At 51.7% G+C, this 17,093-nt stretch carries 17 protein-coding genes; 1 reads left to right on the top strand and 16 read right to left on the bottom strand.

Annotation, left to right across the window (positions count from 1 at the left end):
* Positions 1-232: 232 nt before the first annotated feature.
* From ACTJKB_RS30605 to pth, 9 genes are all read right to left on the bottom strand, one after another.
* On the bottom strand, positions 233-511 hold the full coding sequence (locus ACTJKB_RS30605) for an RNA-binding S4 domain-containing protein (RefSeq protein ID WP_038584395.1): 279 nt from the start codon (positions 509-511) through the stop codon (positions 233-235).
* Positions 511-783 carry an HU family DNA-binding protein gene (locus ACTJKB_RS30600; RefSeq protein WP_074086928.1) on the bottom strand — a complete coding sequence of 91 codons (273 nt, stop codon included), beginning with the start codon at positions 781-783 and terminating at the stop codon, positions 511-513. Before ACTJKB_RS30600 ends, ACTJKB_RS30605 begins: the two co-directional genes overlap by 1 nt.
* Positions 784-1,105: 322 nt before the next feature.
* On the bottom strand, positions 1,106-2,605 hold the full coding sequence (gene mazG / locus ACTJKB_RS30595) for a nucleoside triphosphate pyrophosphohydrolase (RefSeq protein ID WP_440837996.1): 1,500 nt from the start codon (positions 2,603-2,605) through the stop codon (positions 1,106-1,108).
* Between the two features lie 148 nt (positions 2,606-2,753).
* On the bottom strand, positions 2,754-4,430 hold the full coding sequence (locus tag ACTJKB_RS30590) for a putative polysaccharide biosynthesis protein (RefSeq protein WP_440837997.1): 1,677 nt from the start codon (positions 4,428-4,430) through the stop codon (positions 2,754-2,756).
* A gap of 144 nt (positions 4,431-4,574) precedes the next feature.
* Entirely contained in the window at positions 4,575-5,117 is a 543-nt protein-coding gene (spoVT, locus tag ACTJKB_RS30585) for a stage V sporulation protein T (RefSeq protein WP_074086925.1), read from the bottom strand.
* A 205-nt stretch (positions 5,118-5,322) separates the two neighbouring features.
* On the bottom strand, positions 5,323-6,384 hold the full coding sequence (locus ACTJKB_RS30580) for a peptidylprolyl isomerase (RefSeq protein WP_440837995.1): 1,062 nt from the start codon (positions 6,382-6,384) through the stop codon (positions 5,323-5,325).
* Positions 6,371-9,895 (bottom strand): transcription-repair coupling factor, encoded by a 3,525-nt coding sequence (gene mfd, locus ACTJKB_RS30575; RefSeq protein WP_440837994.1) that lies wholly within the window; start codon positions 9,893-9,895, stop codon positions 6,371-6,373. The genes ACTJKB_RS30580 and mfd overlap by 14 nt, the downstream gene beginning before the upstream one ends.
* A gap of 133 nt (positions 9,896-10,028) precedes the next feature.
* On the bottom strand, positions 10,029-10,259 hold the full coding sequence (locus ACTJKB_RS30570; protein WP_074086922.1) for an anti-sigma-F factor Fin family protein: 231 nt from the start codon (positions 10,257-10,259) through the stop codon (positions 10,029-10,031).
* A gap of 89 nt (positions 10,260-10,348) precedes the next feature.
* Positions 10,349-10,909, bottom strand: coding sequence for an aminoacyl-tRNA hydrolase (gene pth / locus ACTJKB_RS30565; RefSeq protein ID WP_440837993.1), 561 nt, complete (start codon positions 10,907-10,909; stop codon positions 10,349-10,351).
* 92 nt (positions 10,910-11,001) lie between these two features.
* Here pth and ACTJKB_RS30560 point away from each other — a divergent pair, with 92 nt between their 5' ends.
* A complete protein-coding gene (locus ACTJKB_RS30560; protein WP_440837992.1) occupies positions 11,002-11,202 on the top strand; it encodes a hypothetical protein in 201 nt (66 codons plus the stop codon).
* Between the two features lie 79 nt (positions 11,203-11,281).
* On the opposite strand, the gene ACTJKB_RS30555 is transcribed toward ACTJKB_RS30560, so the two are convergent.
* The 7 genes from ACTJKB_RS30555 to veg all read right to left on the bottom strand — a co-directional run bounded on the left by ACTJKB_RS30555 (position 11,282) and on the right by veg (position 16,954).
* A complete protein-coding gene (locus ACTJKB_RS30555; protein WP_019914487.1) occupies positions 11,282-12,235 on the bottom strand; it encodes a ribose-phosphate diphosphokinase in 954 nt (317 codons plus the stop codon).
* A gap of 89 nt (positions 12,236-12,324) precedes the next feature.
* Entirely contained in the window at positions 12,325-13,725 is a 1,401-nt protein-coding gene (glmU, locus tag ACTJKB_RS30550) for a bifunctional UDP-N-acetylglucosamine diphosphorylase/glucosamine-1-phosphate N-acetyltransferase GlmU (RefSeq protein WP_440837991.1), read from the bottom strand.
* 171 nt (positions 13,726-13,896) lie between these two features.
* Positions 13,897-14,184 (bottom strand): septation regulator SpoVG, encoded by a 288-nt coding sequence (gene spoVG, locus ACTJKB_RS30545; protein WP_020425826.1) that lies wholly within the window; start codon positions 14,182-14,184, stop codon positions 13,897-13,899.
* A gap of 211 nt (positions 14,185-14,395) precedes the next feature.
* Positions 14,396-15,223 carry a pur operon repressor gene (gene purR, locus ACTJKB_RS30540; protein ID WP_440837990.1) on the bottom strand — a complete coding sequence of 276 codons (828 nt, stop codon included), beginning with the start codon at positions 15,221-15,223 and terminating at the stop codon, positions 14,396-14,398.
* Positions 15,224-15,327: 104 nt separating this feature from the next.
* Positions 15,328-16,182, bottom strand: coding sequence for a 4-(cytidine 5'-diphospho)-2-C-methyl-D-erythritol kinase (gene ispE / locus ACTJKB_RS30535; RefSeq protein WP_074086917.1), 855 nt, complete (start codon positions 16,180-16,182; stop codon positions 15,328-15,330).
* A gap of 189 nt (positions 16,183-16,371) precedes the next feature.
* The gene (locus ACTJKB_RS30530; protein WP_074113441.1) at positions 16,372-16,548 is read right to left on the bottom strand and encodes a small, acid-soluble spore protein, alpha/beta type; all 177 of its coding nucleotides are present in this window, start codon (positions 16,546-16,548) and stop codon (positions 16,372-16,374) included.
* 130 nt (positions 16,549-16,678) lie between these two features.
* The gene (gene veg / locus ACTJKB_RS30525) at positions 16,679-16,954 is read right to left on the bottom strand and encodes a biofilm formation stimulator Veg (protein WP_019914493.1); all 276 of its coding nucleotides are present in this window, start codon (positions 16,952-16,954) and stop codon (positions 16,679-16,681) included.
* Positions 16,955-17,093: the final 139 nt, after the last annotated feature.

The raw sequence follows: 17,093 nt of genomic DNA, 5'->3' as shown, positions 1-17,093 counted from the left end.
ATACAACATTAACGCGGTGTCGTCTTAAATTTAGTACACATAAATAAGGCTGTCGAGACTTTCTCGACAGCCTGAACGGCTTCGCCGTCCTTCTTTAAGGACGGCACCGTTTCAGCGAGAAAATAGAAGTATAATTTATAGTGCGAAGCATAGAAATTCTTATATTTTCAAAAAAAGCGCATACTCTACAGAATGCAGAGCAGCGCTTTTCTCAGAATCTTTACAAATCTGCTTACCAGTCGAGGCCGCTGCTTTTGGCAACAGGCTCTTCACGAAGCAGTGTATACATACCTGCGGCCTCGTCTTTGCGGGTCGTTTCGACCAGCTTTTCCACTTTGACCGTCACAAGTTTTTGGCCGAATTGCACGGTGATCTCGTCGCCGATCTTCACTGTACTGCTCGGCTTGGATTCTTTCCCGTTAATCAGCACCCGGCCTTGTTCGGACACATCCTTGGCCACTGTGCGGCGCTTGATCAAGCGGGAGACTTTCAGGAATTTATCAAGACGCATTAGTTGACGGCTTCTTTGAGCTTGTTGCCAGCCTTGAAGGCCGGTACAGTCGATTCAGGAATTTCAATCGGTGTGCCCGTTTGCGGGTTGCGGCCGGAGCGGCCGGAACGTTTGCGGGTTTCAAAGGTACCGAATCCGATAAGCTGCACTTTATCGCCTTGTGCAAGGGCTTCGGTAATTTCGCCCAGTACGCCGTTTAATACAGCTTCTACATCTTTTTTTGCCAATCCGCTTTTTTCGGAAATGTTGTTAACCAAATCTGTCTTGTTCATAATTTGAAGTTCCTCCTAGGATACAAAAAAATAAATGAAACGCGATTGTGCGCCAGGATAAGCCGCAAATCGTCATTTCGTCTTTATGATATTCTTGATGCCAACCCGAATTCCTGCCACGAACCGCCAATTTTTTAAAAATATAAGACTTTATATGCTGAGTGCTATAGAGTATCCTTCTATTTCACGCCGGAAAATCCCGGGCTTATAGCACTATAACATTATAAACTACTCTTTGCATTTCAAATCAGAGATTTGCGCGCATTCACAGCATTGCCGCTTTATCGGAGGGCTATACCGACTGTACGGCAACTCTATGTAATTACAGATTTCGTTCTTCCTTTTTGGCTTCCTGCCAGAGTGCTTCCATCTGTTCCAGACTGCTCTCCTGAACCGAAGTTCCCTGGCTGCGCAACTGCTGCTCAATGTAATGGAACCGGGAGACAAATTTTCGGTTGGTGCGGGTTAGCGCCTCTTCCGGGTCTGCATCGATAAAGCGGGCGGCATTGGCTGCCGCAAACAACAGATCCCCTAGCTCCAGCATCTGCTCCTCGGCTGAAGCGCCGCTCTCGATAGCCTCCTGCAGTTCGTCTGCCTCCTCGCGGATTTTGGCCAGAACATCATGAACGTTGTCCCAATCGAAACCTACTCTGGAAGCTTTCTTCTGCAGCTTATAGGCTTTCATCAGCGCCGGAAGATCACGGGGAACTCCACTAAGCGCAGAGTCAGCTTCAGGTTTCAGGCCCTTGCGCCGTTTCTCCTCAGCCTTCATACCCTCCCAGTTCTTCAGCGCCTCCTCGGCATTGCCCGCTTCGGTATCCCCGAATACATGCGGATGACGGAAAATCAGCTTGTCATTGAGGCCTTCAATCACATCATAGACATTAAAGGTTCCGAGCTCCTCTTCCATCTGGGCATGCAGCATAATCTGGAGCAGCAGGTCTCCCAGCTCTTCCTTCATATGATCCGGGTCATCCTCGTCAATGGTTTCGAGCACCTCGTAGGTTTCCTCAATCAGATTCTTGCGCAGCGACTCATGGGTCTGTTCCCGGTCCCAGGGACAGCCCTCCGGACTACGCAGAATATCAACGATCTCATGCAGACGGGCAAAGCTGCGCCGTCTTGCCGTCTCTTCACGGTTCGCCGGAACATAGACAAGCGAGAGATTGCCATAGCCTGTAAGGCGGTCAAGCTCATAGAGCGGTACACGGTCTATCTGCTCTTCACCTTCCACTCCGAGCGCATGGCCTACAATGATCTCATACTCCGGCGGATACAGCTCCATGAGGCACAGCTTGGTTTCCGAAGCCGTAAAGCTGTCGTATACCTGACCGATCAGCGTATGCAGCTCGGGCTGAAGCTGGGAGCTGCGGATGCCCGAGGCATCCAAAAGCTGAAAGCCCTCAATCGGATCAAAACCCAGACGTACAAAAGCCTCGTCCAGGAAGCTTTCCCCGCCTAGAATATCCAGCTTGATTCCCGCTTGCGGGCAGCGCTCCCGCAGTAAAGAAACAGCCGACTCCGCAACCATCGGATGCCCCGGAACAGCATAGACAATTTCTGTGCCCGACGGCGCCGAACCCGCCTCCTCGATCAATTTCGCCGTAATCGCTTCATATACCTCAGGAAAAGAAGACAACGATTCATACAGGCTGTCGAACGACTGTGAAGCAATCTCAAGCTCAGCCAGAGCCGCCATGACCGGATGCTCTGCAGTCCGCACGTAAACGATAGATGCCGCCTTCAGCTTCTTGATAATGCCCAGTGTCAGCCGGTCCGGATTCCCCGAGCCAAGCCCCACCACTGTTAGTGTTGCACTCATGCGATTCCACTCCTTCCAGGCGGCCGCTGCCCTAAATAGCATATGACCGCTCTATGTACTGCTGGTACTTCAATCAGTCCCGCATTTCAGCAGGACTGCTAGGGAAAAAACGGAGAGACCAGCCCAATCCAAGCCAGCGTTGCCGGCTTTAGGGAAACAGGCGCAGCTTCTTCAGCTTGTCCGCCAGCCTCGGGCCGAAGCCCGGCAGCTGGCGCAGTTCACTTTCGCTAAGCAGGCGCAGGACTACCGCGCCGATGGCGAAGACAGCGCAGCCTGCGAGCACGCCAAGCAGGCTCTGCGCCAGGGCCGCGGTGCGGCTGCCGCCAAGGCCCGCGGCATCTGCCGCAGCGCCGGTAGCGTAGCTCACGGCGGCAGCGGCCAGGGCCAGGCCCGCCAGCAGCAGCGCGGGCCGCAGCAGGGCATCTGCCAGGCGCAGCCGCAGATGGCCCTGGCGGTGCAGCAGCAGCACGTTCAGCGCTGCTGCGAACCCATGCGCGGCCACGCTGGCGATGGCCGCGCCGGTAATGCCCTGCTGCGGCACGAGCAGCAGGTTCAGGGCCGCCTTGAGCAGCGCGGCGGCCAGGAGGTGCAGCGCCGGCGCGCGCACGGCACCAAGGCCCTGCAGCAGCGCGGCCGAGATGATGCTGACCGTACCGCCGGCGGCGGTGAAGGCCAGCCAGGTCATCGTGCTGCTGCCGGAAGCGTCGCCGTAGAGCGCCACGTTGATCGGCTCCGCAAGCACCGCCAGGCCTGCGGAGGCGGCCAGGCCAAGCAGCCAGAACCAGCGCAGCGACAAGCTCACGCGGGTCTGGATTAGCCCCAGGTCGCCCCGGTACTTGGCTTCTGCGAGTGCCGGGATGAACACCACAGACAGCGAAGTAGCGAGCATCGTGACGATCTGCACCAGCGGCAGGCCGCGGTTGTAGATCCCGAACTGCGCCATTGCTGCCGCTTCACTCCCGCCTGAGGACAGCAGGCGGGGCACGGTGAATACATCCACCAGCCCGATGAGCGGCACGGCCAGTGCACCCAGCATGACTGGAAGCCCGTAGGCCAGCAACTGCCAGATACGGGTGCTTGCCTTCGGACTGGCGGGAGCTGCCGTCGTCTGCTCTTGTGTCCATGAGGTCTCAGCCACCACTTCCGATGCGGCAGCAAGCTCAGGCTCCGCTTGACGGCGGCGATGCCTCCGCAGATACAGCAGCATGATGAGCAGACCCGCCGCACCTCCTCCGGCTGAGCCCAACAGCGCCCCGGCGGCAATGCCTGACGCATCTGCATGGATCGAAGTCAGATACAGCAGCAGTGCGATCATAACAGCAACGCGCACCGACTGCTCGGCCACCTGGGAGACAGCAGTAGGGACCATGTTATGCAGACCCTGAAAATAGCCCCGCAGCGCAGCCATTAGCGGAACAACAGCCAGCCCCCACGCGCTGGCCCGCAGTGCAGGGGTAATATGCGAATTGCCGACCCATGCCGAGAGGAGTGGCGCACCTGCGTAGACCAGAATTCCAATTACCAACCCGCTCACACCGGTAAGGACAGCAGAGAGCTTCAGGATCCGGCGTCCTTCCTGCTCTTCCCTACCAACAGAAGCCTCTGCCACGAATTTGGAAACAGCTGACGGCAGGCCCAGCATCGCCACCGTTACCAGCATGGTGTACAGTGGATATACCGTGTTATAAATACCGAATACAGCATCTCCACCCAGATTTTGCAGCGGGATTTTCTGCAGGGTGCCAATCAGCTTGGAGAGGATGGCTGCCGCACTAAGAATGAATGCCCCTTGCAGCAGTTTTGAGCCTTGCGACTTAAGTTTCATACATATACCTGCTTCTACAGCTATAACTGCTATGATGGGATGAATTTCTATATTATAACGCATAGGGACACCCCACGACAAAAACCCCGCCGCCCGCTTGGCTTATTTCGCCAAAGGGGAAGCGGGGCCTCCATGCCACAGAAGTTACTGCTCCATTTGTTTGCCCAGGAAGGCAGCAGCAGTTTCGGCCATTTTCACTTCCATCTGCGCCATTTTCACCGAGTCATCCTTATTCAGCAGCACGACACAGCCGATGGGGTCTCCACCGGAAATGATGGGTGCCGCCACATACGAAGAGACGGATTCCGGATGGTCTTTACCAATGTCATAGCTGCCTGCATTCGTTTCAAGCACAGTCTTCCGGCTCTCCATCACTTTCTCAAGCAACACCCCAACCTGCTTCTCTAGATAATCTTTTTTTGAACCTCCAGCCAAAGCGATAAAAGTGTCCCGGTCGGTGATCATGGTAATATGGCCTGTTCCTTCAAAGAGTGATTCTGCATACTCCTTGGCAAAATCGCCCAGTTCCCCAATCGGAGAATACTTTTTCAGTATGACTTCACCGTCACGGTCGACGAAGATTTCCAGTGGATCACCTTCACGGATACGCAAAGTACGTCTGATTTCTTTGGGGATAACAACTCGGCCGAGGTCATCAATACGGCGAACAATTCCAGTAGCTTTCATTTCACATGTTGCCCCGCTTTCTTAAGAAGTATGGTCCAACTACTGTCCATTATGGGAATGGATAATCCCAGTGATTTATCGAAATATCTGACCATAGTATTCATCTCTTCCCAGTTCCTTATACATCGTCCGGCATGTAATATATAAACGGTGACGGCCCCCTCACTTCATGCGAGGGGGCCGTCTTAAAGATGTCTGTTGTATATTATTGGGCCGCTTCTGTTGCAGCCGGAGCCTCAGCGCTTGGTGCGGCTGTAGGCTCCGTTCCGCCATTTGCTGCTCCCGCAGCTGCAGAGCTCTTCGGCAAATTAATTTTGACATCGAGCGACTCCAGATCCTTCTCAAGGTACGATTCCAGAGCCTGGGACGCGAGAGAACCCTTGATGGTTTCCTTCTGTTCATCGGTCAGCTTATCAAAAGGGGTTTCTGTGCGGGATTCCACTTCCATCACGTGATAGCCGTAGGTTGTCTTAACCGGATCGCTGATCTTGTTCAGCGGCAGGGTTTGGGCTGCCTGTCTAAATTCTTCCGGATAGGTAGCCGGGCTCAGTACTGTATCCTTAATTTCACCGCCGCTTTCCTTGGACCCGGTATCATCCGAGTATTCTTTGGCTATCGCTGCAAAGTCCGCTCCGCCATCCAGCTTAGCCTTCACTTCCTTGGCCAGCTTCAGCGCGTCTGCATCGGTGCGTTCCTTACCTGCAGCATCCTTAAGACCGATTACTACATGGCGAAGCGTAGCTACAGTGAAGTCACCTTTGGTTTTTTCAAACTCAGCCTTTACCTGGTCGTCCGTAACTTTCAGCAGCATGTCCTGATACACAGTCAGCACACGCAGCATGTAGGAATGGATATCTTTTTCTGTCAGCTTGGCTTCCTTCAGCGTACTTTCATAGGTTTCCCCTAGGCCTGTCTTAATAGAGTTTACTTGTTCGTCTGCTTGCTTCTCCGCTTCTTTCTTCGCGGCATCCGTAGCCTTACCAGACAGATATTCAAATGCGACTTCCTGCTTCAGGATGGACTCCTTGAAGGCGTCTATTTCCAGGTACTGCGCCTGCTGTGGCGACAGAAGTTTCATAACACGGGTATCCATTTCAAATTCTTTTTCGGTAATTGTACCGCCTTTGTAAGTGGCTACCGCAGTGCTGTTATCTTCAGCGGCTTTACTGTTATTATTACTGCTGCAAGCTGCCAGCATGGAGAAGGAAATGGCCGCCGCAAGTGAAACCAGCAGCACTTTCCAGGATTTTGTTTTAATTGATGACATCATGTAGTTCTCCCTTCGATTTTAAAGACTGTTTGGCCGCCGCCAGAAACTGTTCCAGCAAATCAAGCAGTTCCTTATCCCCCAGATCCTTTGATTTCACACGGATGGTTGCCTTGGCGTCCCTATCAAATTGTACACGTCTTTCAAAGCTATTTCCAACTTTAGCGAGCTTTGCCGTGTCAAAAGCACCGGTGCTGCCTTCATGGAAGTTGAGCGAGATCTCATCTCCCCGCCGGACCATCGATTCCATTCCATATAGCTTGCCATACACCTTCAGACGGGCTACAGATAACAGGTTGATGACAGCTTCAGGCAGCTCGCCAAAACGGTCGAGCAGCTCGTCTTCGAGTTCTGCGGCATCCTCAAGGGCAGCCACCGCAGCAACTTTCTTATATATTTCTATTTTTTGAATACTATCATAGATATACTCGGATGGCAGGTAAGCATCAATCGACAAGTCAATGACCGTATTTCCTTGCTTAAGTGAGGTATCCTCTTCACCCAGCACGCTGACTTTGCGTTTGCGGATCTCTTCGGCAAGCATCTGCGAGTAGAGGTCAAAACCGACAGACGCAATGAATCCGTGCTGTTCAGCGCCAAGTAAATTGCCCGCTCCGCGAATGGAAAGGTCACGCATGGCAATTTTGAAACCGGAGCCAAGCTCCGTAAACTCCTTAATCGACTGTAGCCGCTTCTCGGCTACTTCAGTAAGCACCTTGTCGCGCTGGTACGTGAAATAGGCATAAGCAATCCGATTGGAGCGGCCTACCCGTCCGCGAAGCTGATACAGCTGGGACAGCCCCATTTTGTCAGCATCATGCACAATCAGGGTGTTGACGTTCGGAATATCTACCCCTGTCTCGATGATGCTTGTGCTGACCAGTACATCGTATTCCCCATCCAGAAAGTCAAGAATGGTCTTCTCCAGCTCTGACTCCGACATTTGGCCATGACCGATGCCGACCCGGGCTTCCGGAACGAGCATGGAGATTTGCGCAGCCATTTCCTGAATACCCTGAACGCGGTTATACAGATAATAGACCTGACCGCCCCGGGCCAGTTCACGTTCTACGGCCTCACGGGTAAGCGTCTGGCTGTGCTCCACCACGTACGTCTGTACAGGAAAGCGGTTCTCCGGCGGTGTCTCAATGACTGACAAGTCCCGTACACCGAGCATGGACATATGCAGGGTCCGGGGAATGGGTGTTGCCGTAAGGGTCAGTACATCGACATTGGTCTTCAGTTTTTTGAGCTTTTCCTTATGTGTAACCCCAAAACGCTGCTCCTCATCTACGATCAGGAGACCCAGATCCTTAAAGACCATATCCTGCGACAACAGCCGGTGCGTGCCAATAACCACATCTACCGTTCCCTGCCGTACGCCCTTGATCGTCTCATTCTGCTCCTTACGGCTGCGGAATCGACTGAGCACCTGGATGTTAAGCGGATAGTTGGCAAAGCGCTCGCGGAAGGTCTCATAGTGCTGCTGGGCTAGAATCGTCGTTGGTACCAGCACCGCAACCTGCTTGCCTTCAATCGCAGATTTAAATGCGGCACGAATCGCTACCTCCGTCTTGCCGTAGCCTACGTCACCGCACAGCAACCGGTCCATCGGACGGTTCTGCTCCATATCCTTCTTGATTTCTTCAATGGCCCGCAGCTGATCGCGTGTCTCTTCATAAGGGAACATCTCTTCGAATTCATGCTGTTCCTGGGTGTCCTTCTCAAAGCCATAGCCCAGGGCGCTCTGGCGCTCAGCATAGAGCTTAATCAGATCATCGGCAATATCCTGTACCGAAGATCGTACCTTACTTGTAACTCTCGTCCATTCATTACCGCCAAGCTTATAAACCTTCGGCTCCTTATCTTCCGAACCCACGTACTTCTGAATCAGATCAATTTGTTCAATCGGTACGGAGAGCTTATCTCCTCCGGCATACATAATATGCATATAGTCCCGGTGAATTCCGCTGACCTCCAGCGTCCCGATTCCCATATACTTCCCGATCCCGTGATTTTGATGAACAACATAATCACCAATCTTCAGTTCGGTGTAGCTCTTGATCCGTTCAGCATTATCGATGCCTTTGGATACCTTGCGCGCCTTGCGCTGCTTCTGGGAGAACATTTCTCCTTCGGTAATAACCGCAAGATGAATGGAGGGCAGCTCAAAACCGGAACCCAAATTGCCTTGAAGAATTGTAGGCTCCTCAATGCCATAGTCGTACAGAACCCTGCGGACACGCTCCATCCGTTCTTCACCATTCGCCAGCATAATCACTTTTACGCCGGATTTATGCCACCGCTCCATCTCCGATTTAAGCACATTCATCTGGCCATGGAAGTCCTGCATTCCGCGGCTGATAAAGCCCAGAATATTCTGCGGCTGAATATGGGGAACCTGGCGCAGGAAAATCGACATGAACAAGCTTTGGAACGGCCGCTGATACATAACGACATCACTCTCCACAGAAAGCTGCAGATCAGGCAGCGTCTTTCCGTTTTGCAGCAGGTGCAGGTTCCATTCCGATTCATCCCGTTCAAGCTGCTTCGCTGTTTCCAGCAATCTCGCCGGTTCATCCAGCACCAGAAGCGTATCCTTCGCCATGTAATCGTACAAATGGGTACGTTCAGGATATAAGAGACTAATATATTTATAGATTTCCGGAAAATAAGTGCCTTCACGGAGCATTTCCAGCTCCCGGCCCATTTCCTCGCGAAGACGCAGCTTCGCCTGGCGGTCGGCCATCTTTTCGAGCTGCCGTTCCAGCATTGCCGCTGCTTCCGTAGAAGCCGTATCCTGGCGCAGCTGATCAGCAATAATTTCCTTGGCAGGTGTGATCTTCACGCTGTTTACCTTGTCGATCGAACGCTGGTCCTGCGGATCAAACGTACGGATGGAGTCAACCTCATCATCAAACAGCTCCACCCGGTAGGCCAGGGGAGAAGTCATCGGATAGAAATCAATAATACCGCCCCGGACACTGAGCTCGCCGCGGTTCTCTACCCGCTCCACCCGTTCATAGCCCATCTCAATCATGGACATCAGGAACTCATCAAGCACGAGCGTCCCATCCTGGGAGATCGTCACCTCTGCGTCTGCCATCACATGTGGCGAAGGAAGCAGGCGGCGTACACCGGAATAGGGGACAACCACAACGCCACGGAAGCCCTGGGCGCATCTCGTCAACACATCAATCCGCTGGGCAAGCGTCTCAGGGCTTGAGACTGCAGCCTCAGCGGCAACCAGCTCATTGGCAGGGTAGAGCAGAACGCGATCCGGAGAAAGCGCTTCCTGCAAATCCTCAGCCATCTTCTGGGCAGAAAACATATTATGAGTAACTACAAGCAGCGGACGCGAAGTTTCTTCATGCAGCGCCGCCAGCATGATTTGTCTGGCCGAACCGGACAAACCCGATATGAGCTGCTCCTTCATACCTGCAGCTACACCTCGGGTAACGGACTGAAAATCGGGATCTTTGGAAAAAGCTTCTATAAGACCTTGTAACAACAGGCGCACCTCTCTTACTAAACAGGCTGGCACTGCCCCGACGGGCAGATGCCACCTATTATAATTAGAATCGAAAACAAGCCTTAGCATAAGGCCAAGGCTTGCGGATGACGATAGAGACAGCCGCTGCCACTTACTGAAGCGGACTGGCCAGCAGACTGAGCTCGGGGTTATTGTCCAAGGCTTCCTTGCAGTAGTCGCAAGTCACCTTTACCGTAATCTCGCCTTCTGAATCATACGCTATGATATCTCTGCGCTCCGCAGGGGTCAAGGAATGTAGGCCCAACTGCATTTCTGTAATATCACTTCTCTGGATGCTTCCCAGAAATGTCCGGCAGTGCCTGCATACATAGTTTATTGCCATCTATATGCCTCCTGAAGGTAGTATATTACCTTCAGTATGCCCCGACTGATTTGGCTTTAGCCTTAGAGAAAATTATCGTCTCTTGGCAATCAGCCATTGAATTTAGCCATAGTCTGTTCAAATGTATGCTTCATACTGAACTCCAGAGCAGCACAGGTGTCCTGAATCATCGTTCCCAGCTTATCTCCATCTTTCTTAGGGAAGGTAGATAGGACATAGTCGACAATAGCAAATCCGGGCTCGGGCCGGGATATCCCCATCCGCACACGGTTGAAGGTTTGGGTACCGGTATGCTGTATGATGGACTTAATCCCGTTATGACCACCAGCGCTTCCCTGGTAGCGCAGCCGGACTTTACCAATTTCTGTATCCAAATCATCATATACAACAATCATATCTTCAAGCTGTACTTTGTAATAATCCATATAAGCACGAACCGCTTCCCCGGAGAGATTCATAAAAGTCATTGGTTTGATCAGAACGGTTTTGACTCCGTCAATCACACCTTCACCGATAACGGACTTACATTTGTTCTGATTAAAAACTATGCCGTGTTTATCCGCCAGTTCGTCCAAAGCCAAAAAGCCGACATTATGTTTCGTTTTGGCGTACTGCGGTCCGGGATTTCCGAGTCCAACAATCCATTTCATGATGAGGCTATCCTTTCCTTCTTGGCACTCCTCGGCAGAGGCGTTCCGTTTTTGGTACAATAAGCGTATATTCCAAAGACAGGTGATGAAACATGCTACATCAAGGCGATATCTTAACGCTTCAGCGCCATTTCCAGTACCACATCCAACACGCTGTGCCTGTCGAGGTATATAGGGGCAATGTGCATGTTGACATCGGGATGGTGACAGCTGTGGATGAAGGTTTTGTGGAGCTGCAGGGGACCCTTTATAACCGTACCCTGTTCACCTTCATCTCTCGTCCGGGATACTAGAGGCGGCTTTCGCATTACGCCGATAAGGGTTACATCTTCCTCGCGAAAGGTGTAACCCTTTTTCTATACCCTGGGCAGTTTATTCTATTTCAAACAATTTACTGATCGACAGCTCTTCATGAACGCGGATAATAGCCTCGCCCATCAGTGGAGCCACGGACAGAACTTTTAGCTTCGAGGTCGGATTGCTGCTGCGAATTGGAATGGTATCCGTCACGATAATTTCTTTAATTGGAGAGTTTTCCAAACGTTCATGTGCAGGACCTGACAATACAGGATGGGTGCAGCAGGCATATACTTCCTTAACGCCGCCTTCCATCAGAGCATTGGCTCCCAGTACAATGGTTCCGGCTGTGTCGATGATGTCATCGATCAGAATCGCCGTTTTGCCCTCGATATTACCGATGATATTCATAACCTCACTGACATTTGGCTCTGGACGGCGTTTGTCGATGATCGCCAGTGGCGCGTTCAGGAAATCAGCAAGCTTTCTAGCCCGCACGACACCACCATGGTCAGGAGACACTACAACAGGGTTCTGAATCTGCTTGGAGCGGAAATACTGGGCAAGAATTGGAACACCCAGGAGATGATCCACTGGAATATCGAAGAAGCCTTGAATTTGCATCGCGTGTAGGTCCATGGTAATGACGCGGTGTGCCCCTGCTTTTTCAATCAGGTTCGCTACCAGCTTGGCCGTTATTGGATCACGGGAACGGGCTTTACGGTCTTGACGTGCATAGCCATAGTACGGAATAACCACATTGATGCTCTTCGCGGAGGCGCGCTTAAGTGCATCTACCATAACCAGAAGCTCCATGAGATTATCATTAACCGGACCACACGTGGACTGTACAATATATACATGACAGCCACGAACGCTCTCTGACAGCTTAACCTGAATCTCTCCGTCGCTGAAGCTGGTCGTGTGGGATTCTCCCATTGGAATGCCGATGTAGTCGGCAATTTGACTGGCCAGCTTAGGATTGGAATTACAGGTAAAAATCTTTAGTTTGGAATCGCAATAAGTCATAAAATATAAACCCTCCGTGACGGAATTTAACTTCCAAGTGGCGCCGGCGCGGATTTGCGGGTCCGTCCGGCACTTTGGCTTCTAGCGCTCTACGATGGACTCGGGCTGCCTTTCTTGGCTTTGGCCCGGGCACGGATCTTCTCGGCATACCCTGGCTTGTTCTCCTGCCTTACTCTGGCAATAGCCAGATCATTCTCTGAAACCGAACGGGTAATGGTCGACCCGGCAACGACAAACGCACCTTTGCCCACTGTAACCGGAGCTACAAGGTTCACATTACTCCCGATAAAGGCATCATCGCCAATCTCGGTTCTGGATTTATTATAGCCGTCATAGTTAACGGTAATTGCACCGCAGCCCACATTTACATTCTTGCCAACCGTCGCATCGCCGACATAGCTTAAATGCGAAACTTTGGAGCCATCCCCAATGCTGGCATTCTTAATTTCCACAAAATCACCGATTTTAACCTCTTCCCCAAGCACAGCACCTGGACGCAAATAGGCAAAAGGCCCAACAGAGGTTCTTGCTCCGACCTGAGCCTGATTCAGCACGGAGTGCTTCACTTCAGCACCATCCATGACCACACAATCCTCAATCTCACTGAAAGGCCCGATGATGCAGTCCTCCCCGATGACTGTCTTCCCTTTCAGGGTGGTTCCTGGATAGAGTGTGGTGTCTGCTCCAATGATCACATCGGCTGCGATATAGGTGGAAGCAGGATCAATAATGGTTACCCCGTTCAGCATGTGCTGACGGTTGATACGCTGGCGCATCAGTCCTTCTGCTTCAGACAAGGCCAAACGGTCATTAACGCCAATAGACTCCGCAGCATCATGAGCCTGATATCCCAGAACGATATCCCCCTGTGCCCGGAGTATGCCGATAACATCGGTCAAATAATATTCCTGCTGGTTATTGCTGTTCGTAACCTTCTCCAAAGCTGCAAACAACTTGGCGTTATCAAAACAATAAGTCCCCGTATTGATCTCGTTTACAGCAGCTTCCTCCGGAGAGCAATCCTTCTGCTCCACGATCTTCAGCACGCCGCCATCCTCACCGCGGATAATTCTACCATAGCCTGCAGGCTGTTCCATGACAGCTGTAAGTACGGTTGCAGCCGCATTCTGGCCCTCATGAAGAGCCATAAGCCCCTCCAGCGTTTCCGCTGTCACGAGCGGTGTGTCTCCGCAGATTACAACTGTTGTGCCTGTTTCGCCGCTGAGAAGGTCCTTAGCCTGCTTCACGGCATGGCCTGTACCCAGCTGCGTTTCCTGAAGCACATATTCTGCATTCAGGCCTACATAGGCTTTAACTTTCTCCGCGCCGTGTCCGACAACTACAACGGTGCGCTGGCATCCGGTCGCTTTTACTGTATCAAGTACATGCCCTACCATCGGTTTGCCGCAGACGGGGTGCAGCACTTTGTATAATTTAGATTTCATGCGCTTGCCTTGACCTGCAGCAAGTACAACAGCCATTCTTTTCAAGAATGCCAACCCCCTACTTCTTTAGCTCACTACTGAATATATCTCATTCCGGGCAAAAAGAAAAGAGAACCATGAAGGCATGGTTCCCTTTTCTTCGAACCCCAATAAAAAAACGGCATGGCCTTAAGCCGCCCAAGTAAGGGCAGCCGTCCTTCAGAGTTAGCGCCTAGCTTATGCTCCCTCTTCAATGACCTCTTCTTCTTCAGTAGCGGCGCGATCATACTCGGCCAGAACCGCGGATTGAATCTTCTCGCGTGTTCCCGAAGAAATCGGGTGTGCGATATCGCGGAATTCCCCATCCGGTGTACGCTTGCTGGGCATTGCAACGAACATCCCGTTATTACCATCGATGACGCGAATGTCATGAACAACAAACTCGTTATCGATTGTAATGGATGCGATTGCTTTCATTCTCCCCTCAGAGTTAACGCGGCGGAGTCTGACATCCGTAATTTGCATGTGTGTGTTCACCACCTTTTTCCATCAGAGACTTGGTGTATAATTCCACACAGCAATGCGAATTCCTTCTTTTTGATTCCATAAAATACCTGATAAAGAAGATTATTTTTACCTTACCATCGTTTTCGACACATTTCGTGAAGTTCTCTGTGTTTTCCTCACGGATTCGACATTTTAGCCAGTCTTATAGATGTTAGGTTTGCCCTACCCATCAGGCAGAAAAATAATTCCCCGGATGTGCAGAAATCCGCCGGCCCTTGGAATCCACTTCGCTTAACTTCACCAGAGATACATAGTCATGGAGCAGACGCTCCTCGGATTCAACAGCTCCGGATTCAACCAGCACACCTACACCGGCAACCTCAGCATTGAATTCACCCAGAAGATCCACCATGCCGCGTACGGTTCCGCCTGCCTTCATGAAGTCATCCACAATCAGCACCCTGGACTTCTCCGGCAGCGCCCGTCTGGATAGCGACATTGTATGTATGCTTTTATGCGATCCCGAGACATAATTGATGCTTACCGCTGAGCCCTCCGTCACCTGGTGGTCGCGGCGTACCAGCACTACCGGCAGCCCCAGCTGCGCGGCCGTGGCATAAGCCAGGGGAATACCTTTGGTCTCCACTGTCATTACCACATCAATCTCTACGCCATAGAAGGCTGTGGCGATGATCTTGCCGGCCTGCTCCATCAGAGACGGAAGCCCAAGCAGATCAGACATATACAAATATCCGCCAGGCAGTATACGGTCACTTTGTTCAAGCTGGCTGCACAGGCCGTCTACGAAGGCTAGTGCCATGTCTGTAGGCATTCGCGGAATATAGCGCACACCACCAGCCGCACCGGCCAGTGTCTGCAATTCCCCCATGCCTTCCCCTTCAAATACCTCTTTTATAATAGCCAAATCTTCACTTACAGATGACTTCGCCGCTCCGTACCGGTCTGCAAATGTGGATAGCGAGAGAAGATCATGCGGTTTTTCAAGCAAAAATTGGGTCATGTCTACCAAACGTTGGCTTCTTTTAAGTTTTTTCACGGAATGCTCCTCGCCAAAACCGAATATTATTAAAAATAATATCACTTTTGTACGGATTTACACAAGCGCGGGGATCCATTCGATCACCACCAGACAGCGTTTACTTAGTTCAGCGAACGCACAGCGTATACTTCTTTGCAAAATCCGCGCAGCCCATTGTAAATCCTAGCTACCTTCGATTGTTTTGACACCAGGCCAAATACCGTTGGCCCGCTGCCGGACATAAGTACGCCATCTGCACCCAGCTTCACCATAGCGTCCTTCAACTGCTGCACCTCCGGATGCAGCTTCAGCGTGACATCCTCCAGTACGTTGCCGAGCCCCGCGCAGACGGCCGCGAAATCACCTGCGGCGATTGCCTCCTGCATCCGGGATGCGGATGGATGCACAGCGATGTTGTTCGCACGTACGCGTCCGTACACCTCAGCCGTCGATACATTGATCGGCGGCTTGGCCAGGACGACCCAGCACTGCGGCGGACTCGGGATGGGAGTCAGCCGCTCGCCTCTGCCCGTTGCCAGGGCAGTGCCACCTGTGACGCAGAACGGGACGTCTGAGCCCAGCTCGGCGCCCAGTTCCTGCAGCTCCTGCGCCGGAATGCCGAGGCGCCAGAGCCGGTTCAGGCCGCGCAGCGTTGCCGCGGCGTCACTGCTGCCGCCGGCGAGGCCGGCAGCCACCGGGATTCTTTTGTCCAGATGGATATGCACACCGCTCCTCACGTTATAGCGGTCTTTAATAAGCCTCGCTGCCTGGAAAGCCAGGTTCTTCTCGTCCAGCGGAATATAACCGGCCTGGCTTGAGATAATAATAGAATCCCGTTTCAGCTCAGACAGCTCCAAACGGTCCGCCAAATCGACCATGGTCATAATCATTTCAACTTCATGAAAGCCATCCGCGCGTTTATGCAGCACATCCAGCATCAGATTGATTTTCGCTGGCGCTTTTTCATACATTTTCAAGGCGTTCACCCACCCTCAGCTTTTCCCGTAAAAACAACTTAACATATTATATGAGAAACTCGTAGCGAAGTCCATCAAGTAGAAAAGGTTTGTCATCCTTTTTTTACATTTTATCAAAAGTTCAGTACATACCGAAAAGGCACTGCCGTCGTGGCAGCACCCCTTGCTGAGTTGTTCCTGCAAGTCCTTTTACGATTTGCGTGCGGCCTCCTCAGCCAGCTGAATGGCTCTTTTGACCATATTTCCGGCATCTTTCGCCCGAATTCCGCCCCAGCCATCGCGTTCTACCGTCTCATAAAAACCCAGTTCCTTGGCCAGCTCCGTCTTCAATTCCTCTGACATCATGCCCCGTTTTCTGCGGCTCATTAACGGAATCCCTCCTTAAAATAATGGATGACGAGATTGTTGCTGCTTTAGTATGCTGCCAAGGCGGGATGGCCATTCAGCCAAAAACAACAAAAAACAGCCTCCCCTACGGGAGACTGCCCATAAACCGTTAAGCTTTAATATACATAATCCGCATCTGCCCATCATCTTCGCAAACTGTGATTTCCACAGATTCAGTAAGGATATCGGCATAGCTGTAGGAGACTCGCTTGAAGGTTTGCTGCTCCTGATCCAGTTTGACAATAAATACAGAAGGGTACGTTTCTTCCAGGACACCGGTGCGTTCAACGGTTTTACGACGGCCACCGTTTGCACGCAACGTGATCTTATGACCGACGTGAGCTTCGAGACTGCGTTTAATTTCCAACAGCGCGTTATTAGCCATTGCCTGACGACCACCTCTTTCCTTGTCCATTATACAACTTTCCACCTTCATTGTCAAATCAAATAAATAATTATAGATGATGGTAAAATCGTTGTCAACGGAATTTTTTTAGCATAGAGTAAGGCTGACATTTAATCCT

It is taken from the genome of Paenibacillus sp. 22594, assembly GCF_052044425.1.
Lineage (GTDB): Bacteria > Bacillota > Bacilli > Paenibacillales > Paenibacillaceae > Paenibacillus_AQ.
The sequence above is the reverse complement of the archived record's forward strand: the minus strand, read 5'-3'. Positions and strand labels throughout refer to the sequence as shown.

Coding starts and splice junctions, on each gene's coding strand:
- ACTJKB_RS30605 (WP_038584395.1), bottom strand. CDS start 511: ATGCGTCTTGATAAATTCCTGAAAGTCTCCCGCTTGATCAAGCGCCGC.
- ACTJKB_RS30600 (WP_074086928.1), bottom strand. CDS start 783: ATGAACAAGACAGATTTGGTTAACAACATTTCCGAAAAAAGCGGATTG.
- mazG (WP_440837996.1), bottom strand. CDS start 2,605: ATGAGTGCAACACTAACAGTGGTGGGGCTTGGCTCGGGGAATCCGGAC.
- ACTJKB_RS30590 (WP_440837997.1), bottom strand. CDS start 4,430: ATGAAACTTAAGTCGCAAGGCTCAAAACTGCTGCAAGGGGCATTCATT.
- spoVT (WP_074086925.1), bottom strand. CDS start 5,117: ATGAAAGCTACTGGAATTGTTCGCCGTATTGATGACCTCGGCCGAGTT.
- ACTJKB_RS30580 (WP_440837995.1), bottom strand. CDS start 6,384: ATGTCATCAATTAAAACAAAATCCTGGAAAGTGCTGCTGGTTTCACTT.
- ACTJKB_RS30570 (WP_074086922.1), bottom strand. CDS start 10,259: ATGGCAATAAACTATGTATGCAGGCACTGCCGGACATTTCTGGGAAGC.
- pth (WP_440837993.1), bottom strand. CDS start 10,909: ATGAAATGGATTGTTGGACTCGGAAATCCCGGACCGCAGTACGCCAAA.
- ACTJKB_RS30560 (WP_440837992.1), top strand. CDS start 11,002: ATGCTACATCAAGGCGATATCTTAACGCTTCAGCGCCATTTCCAGTAC.
- ACTJKB_RS30555 (WP_019914487.1), bottom strand. CDS start 12,235: ATGACTTATTGCGATTCCAAACTAAAGATTTTTACCTGTAATTCCAAT.
- spoVG (WP_020425826.1), bottom strand. CDS start 14,184: ATGCAAATTACGGATGTCAGACTCCGCCGCGTTAACTCTGAGGGGAGA.
- ACTJKB_RS30530 (WP_074113441.1), bottom strand. CDS start 16,548: ATGAGCCGCAGAAAACGGGGCATGATGTCAGAGGAATTGAAGACGGAG.
- veg (WP_019914493.1), bottom strand. CDS start 16,954: ATGGCTAATAACGCGCTGTTGGAAATTAAACGCAGTCTCGAAGCTCAC.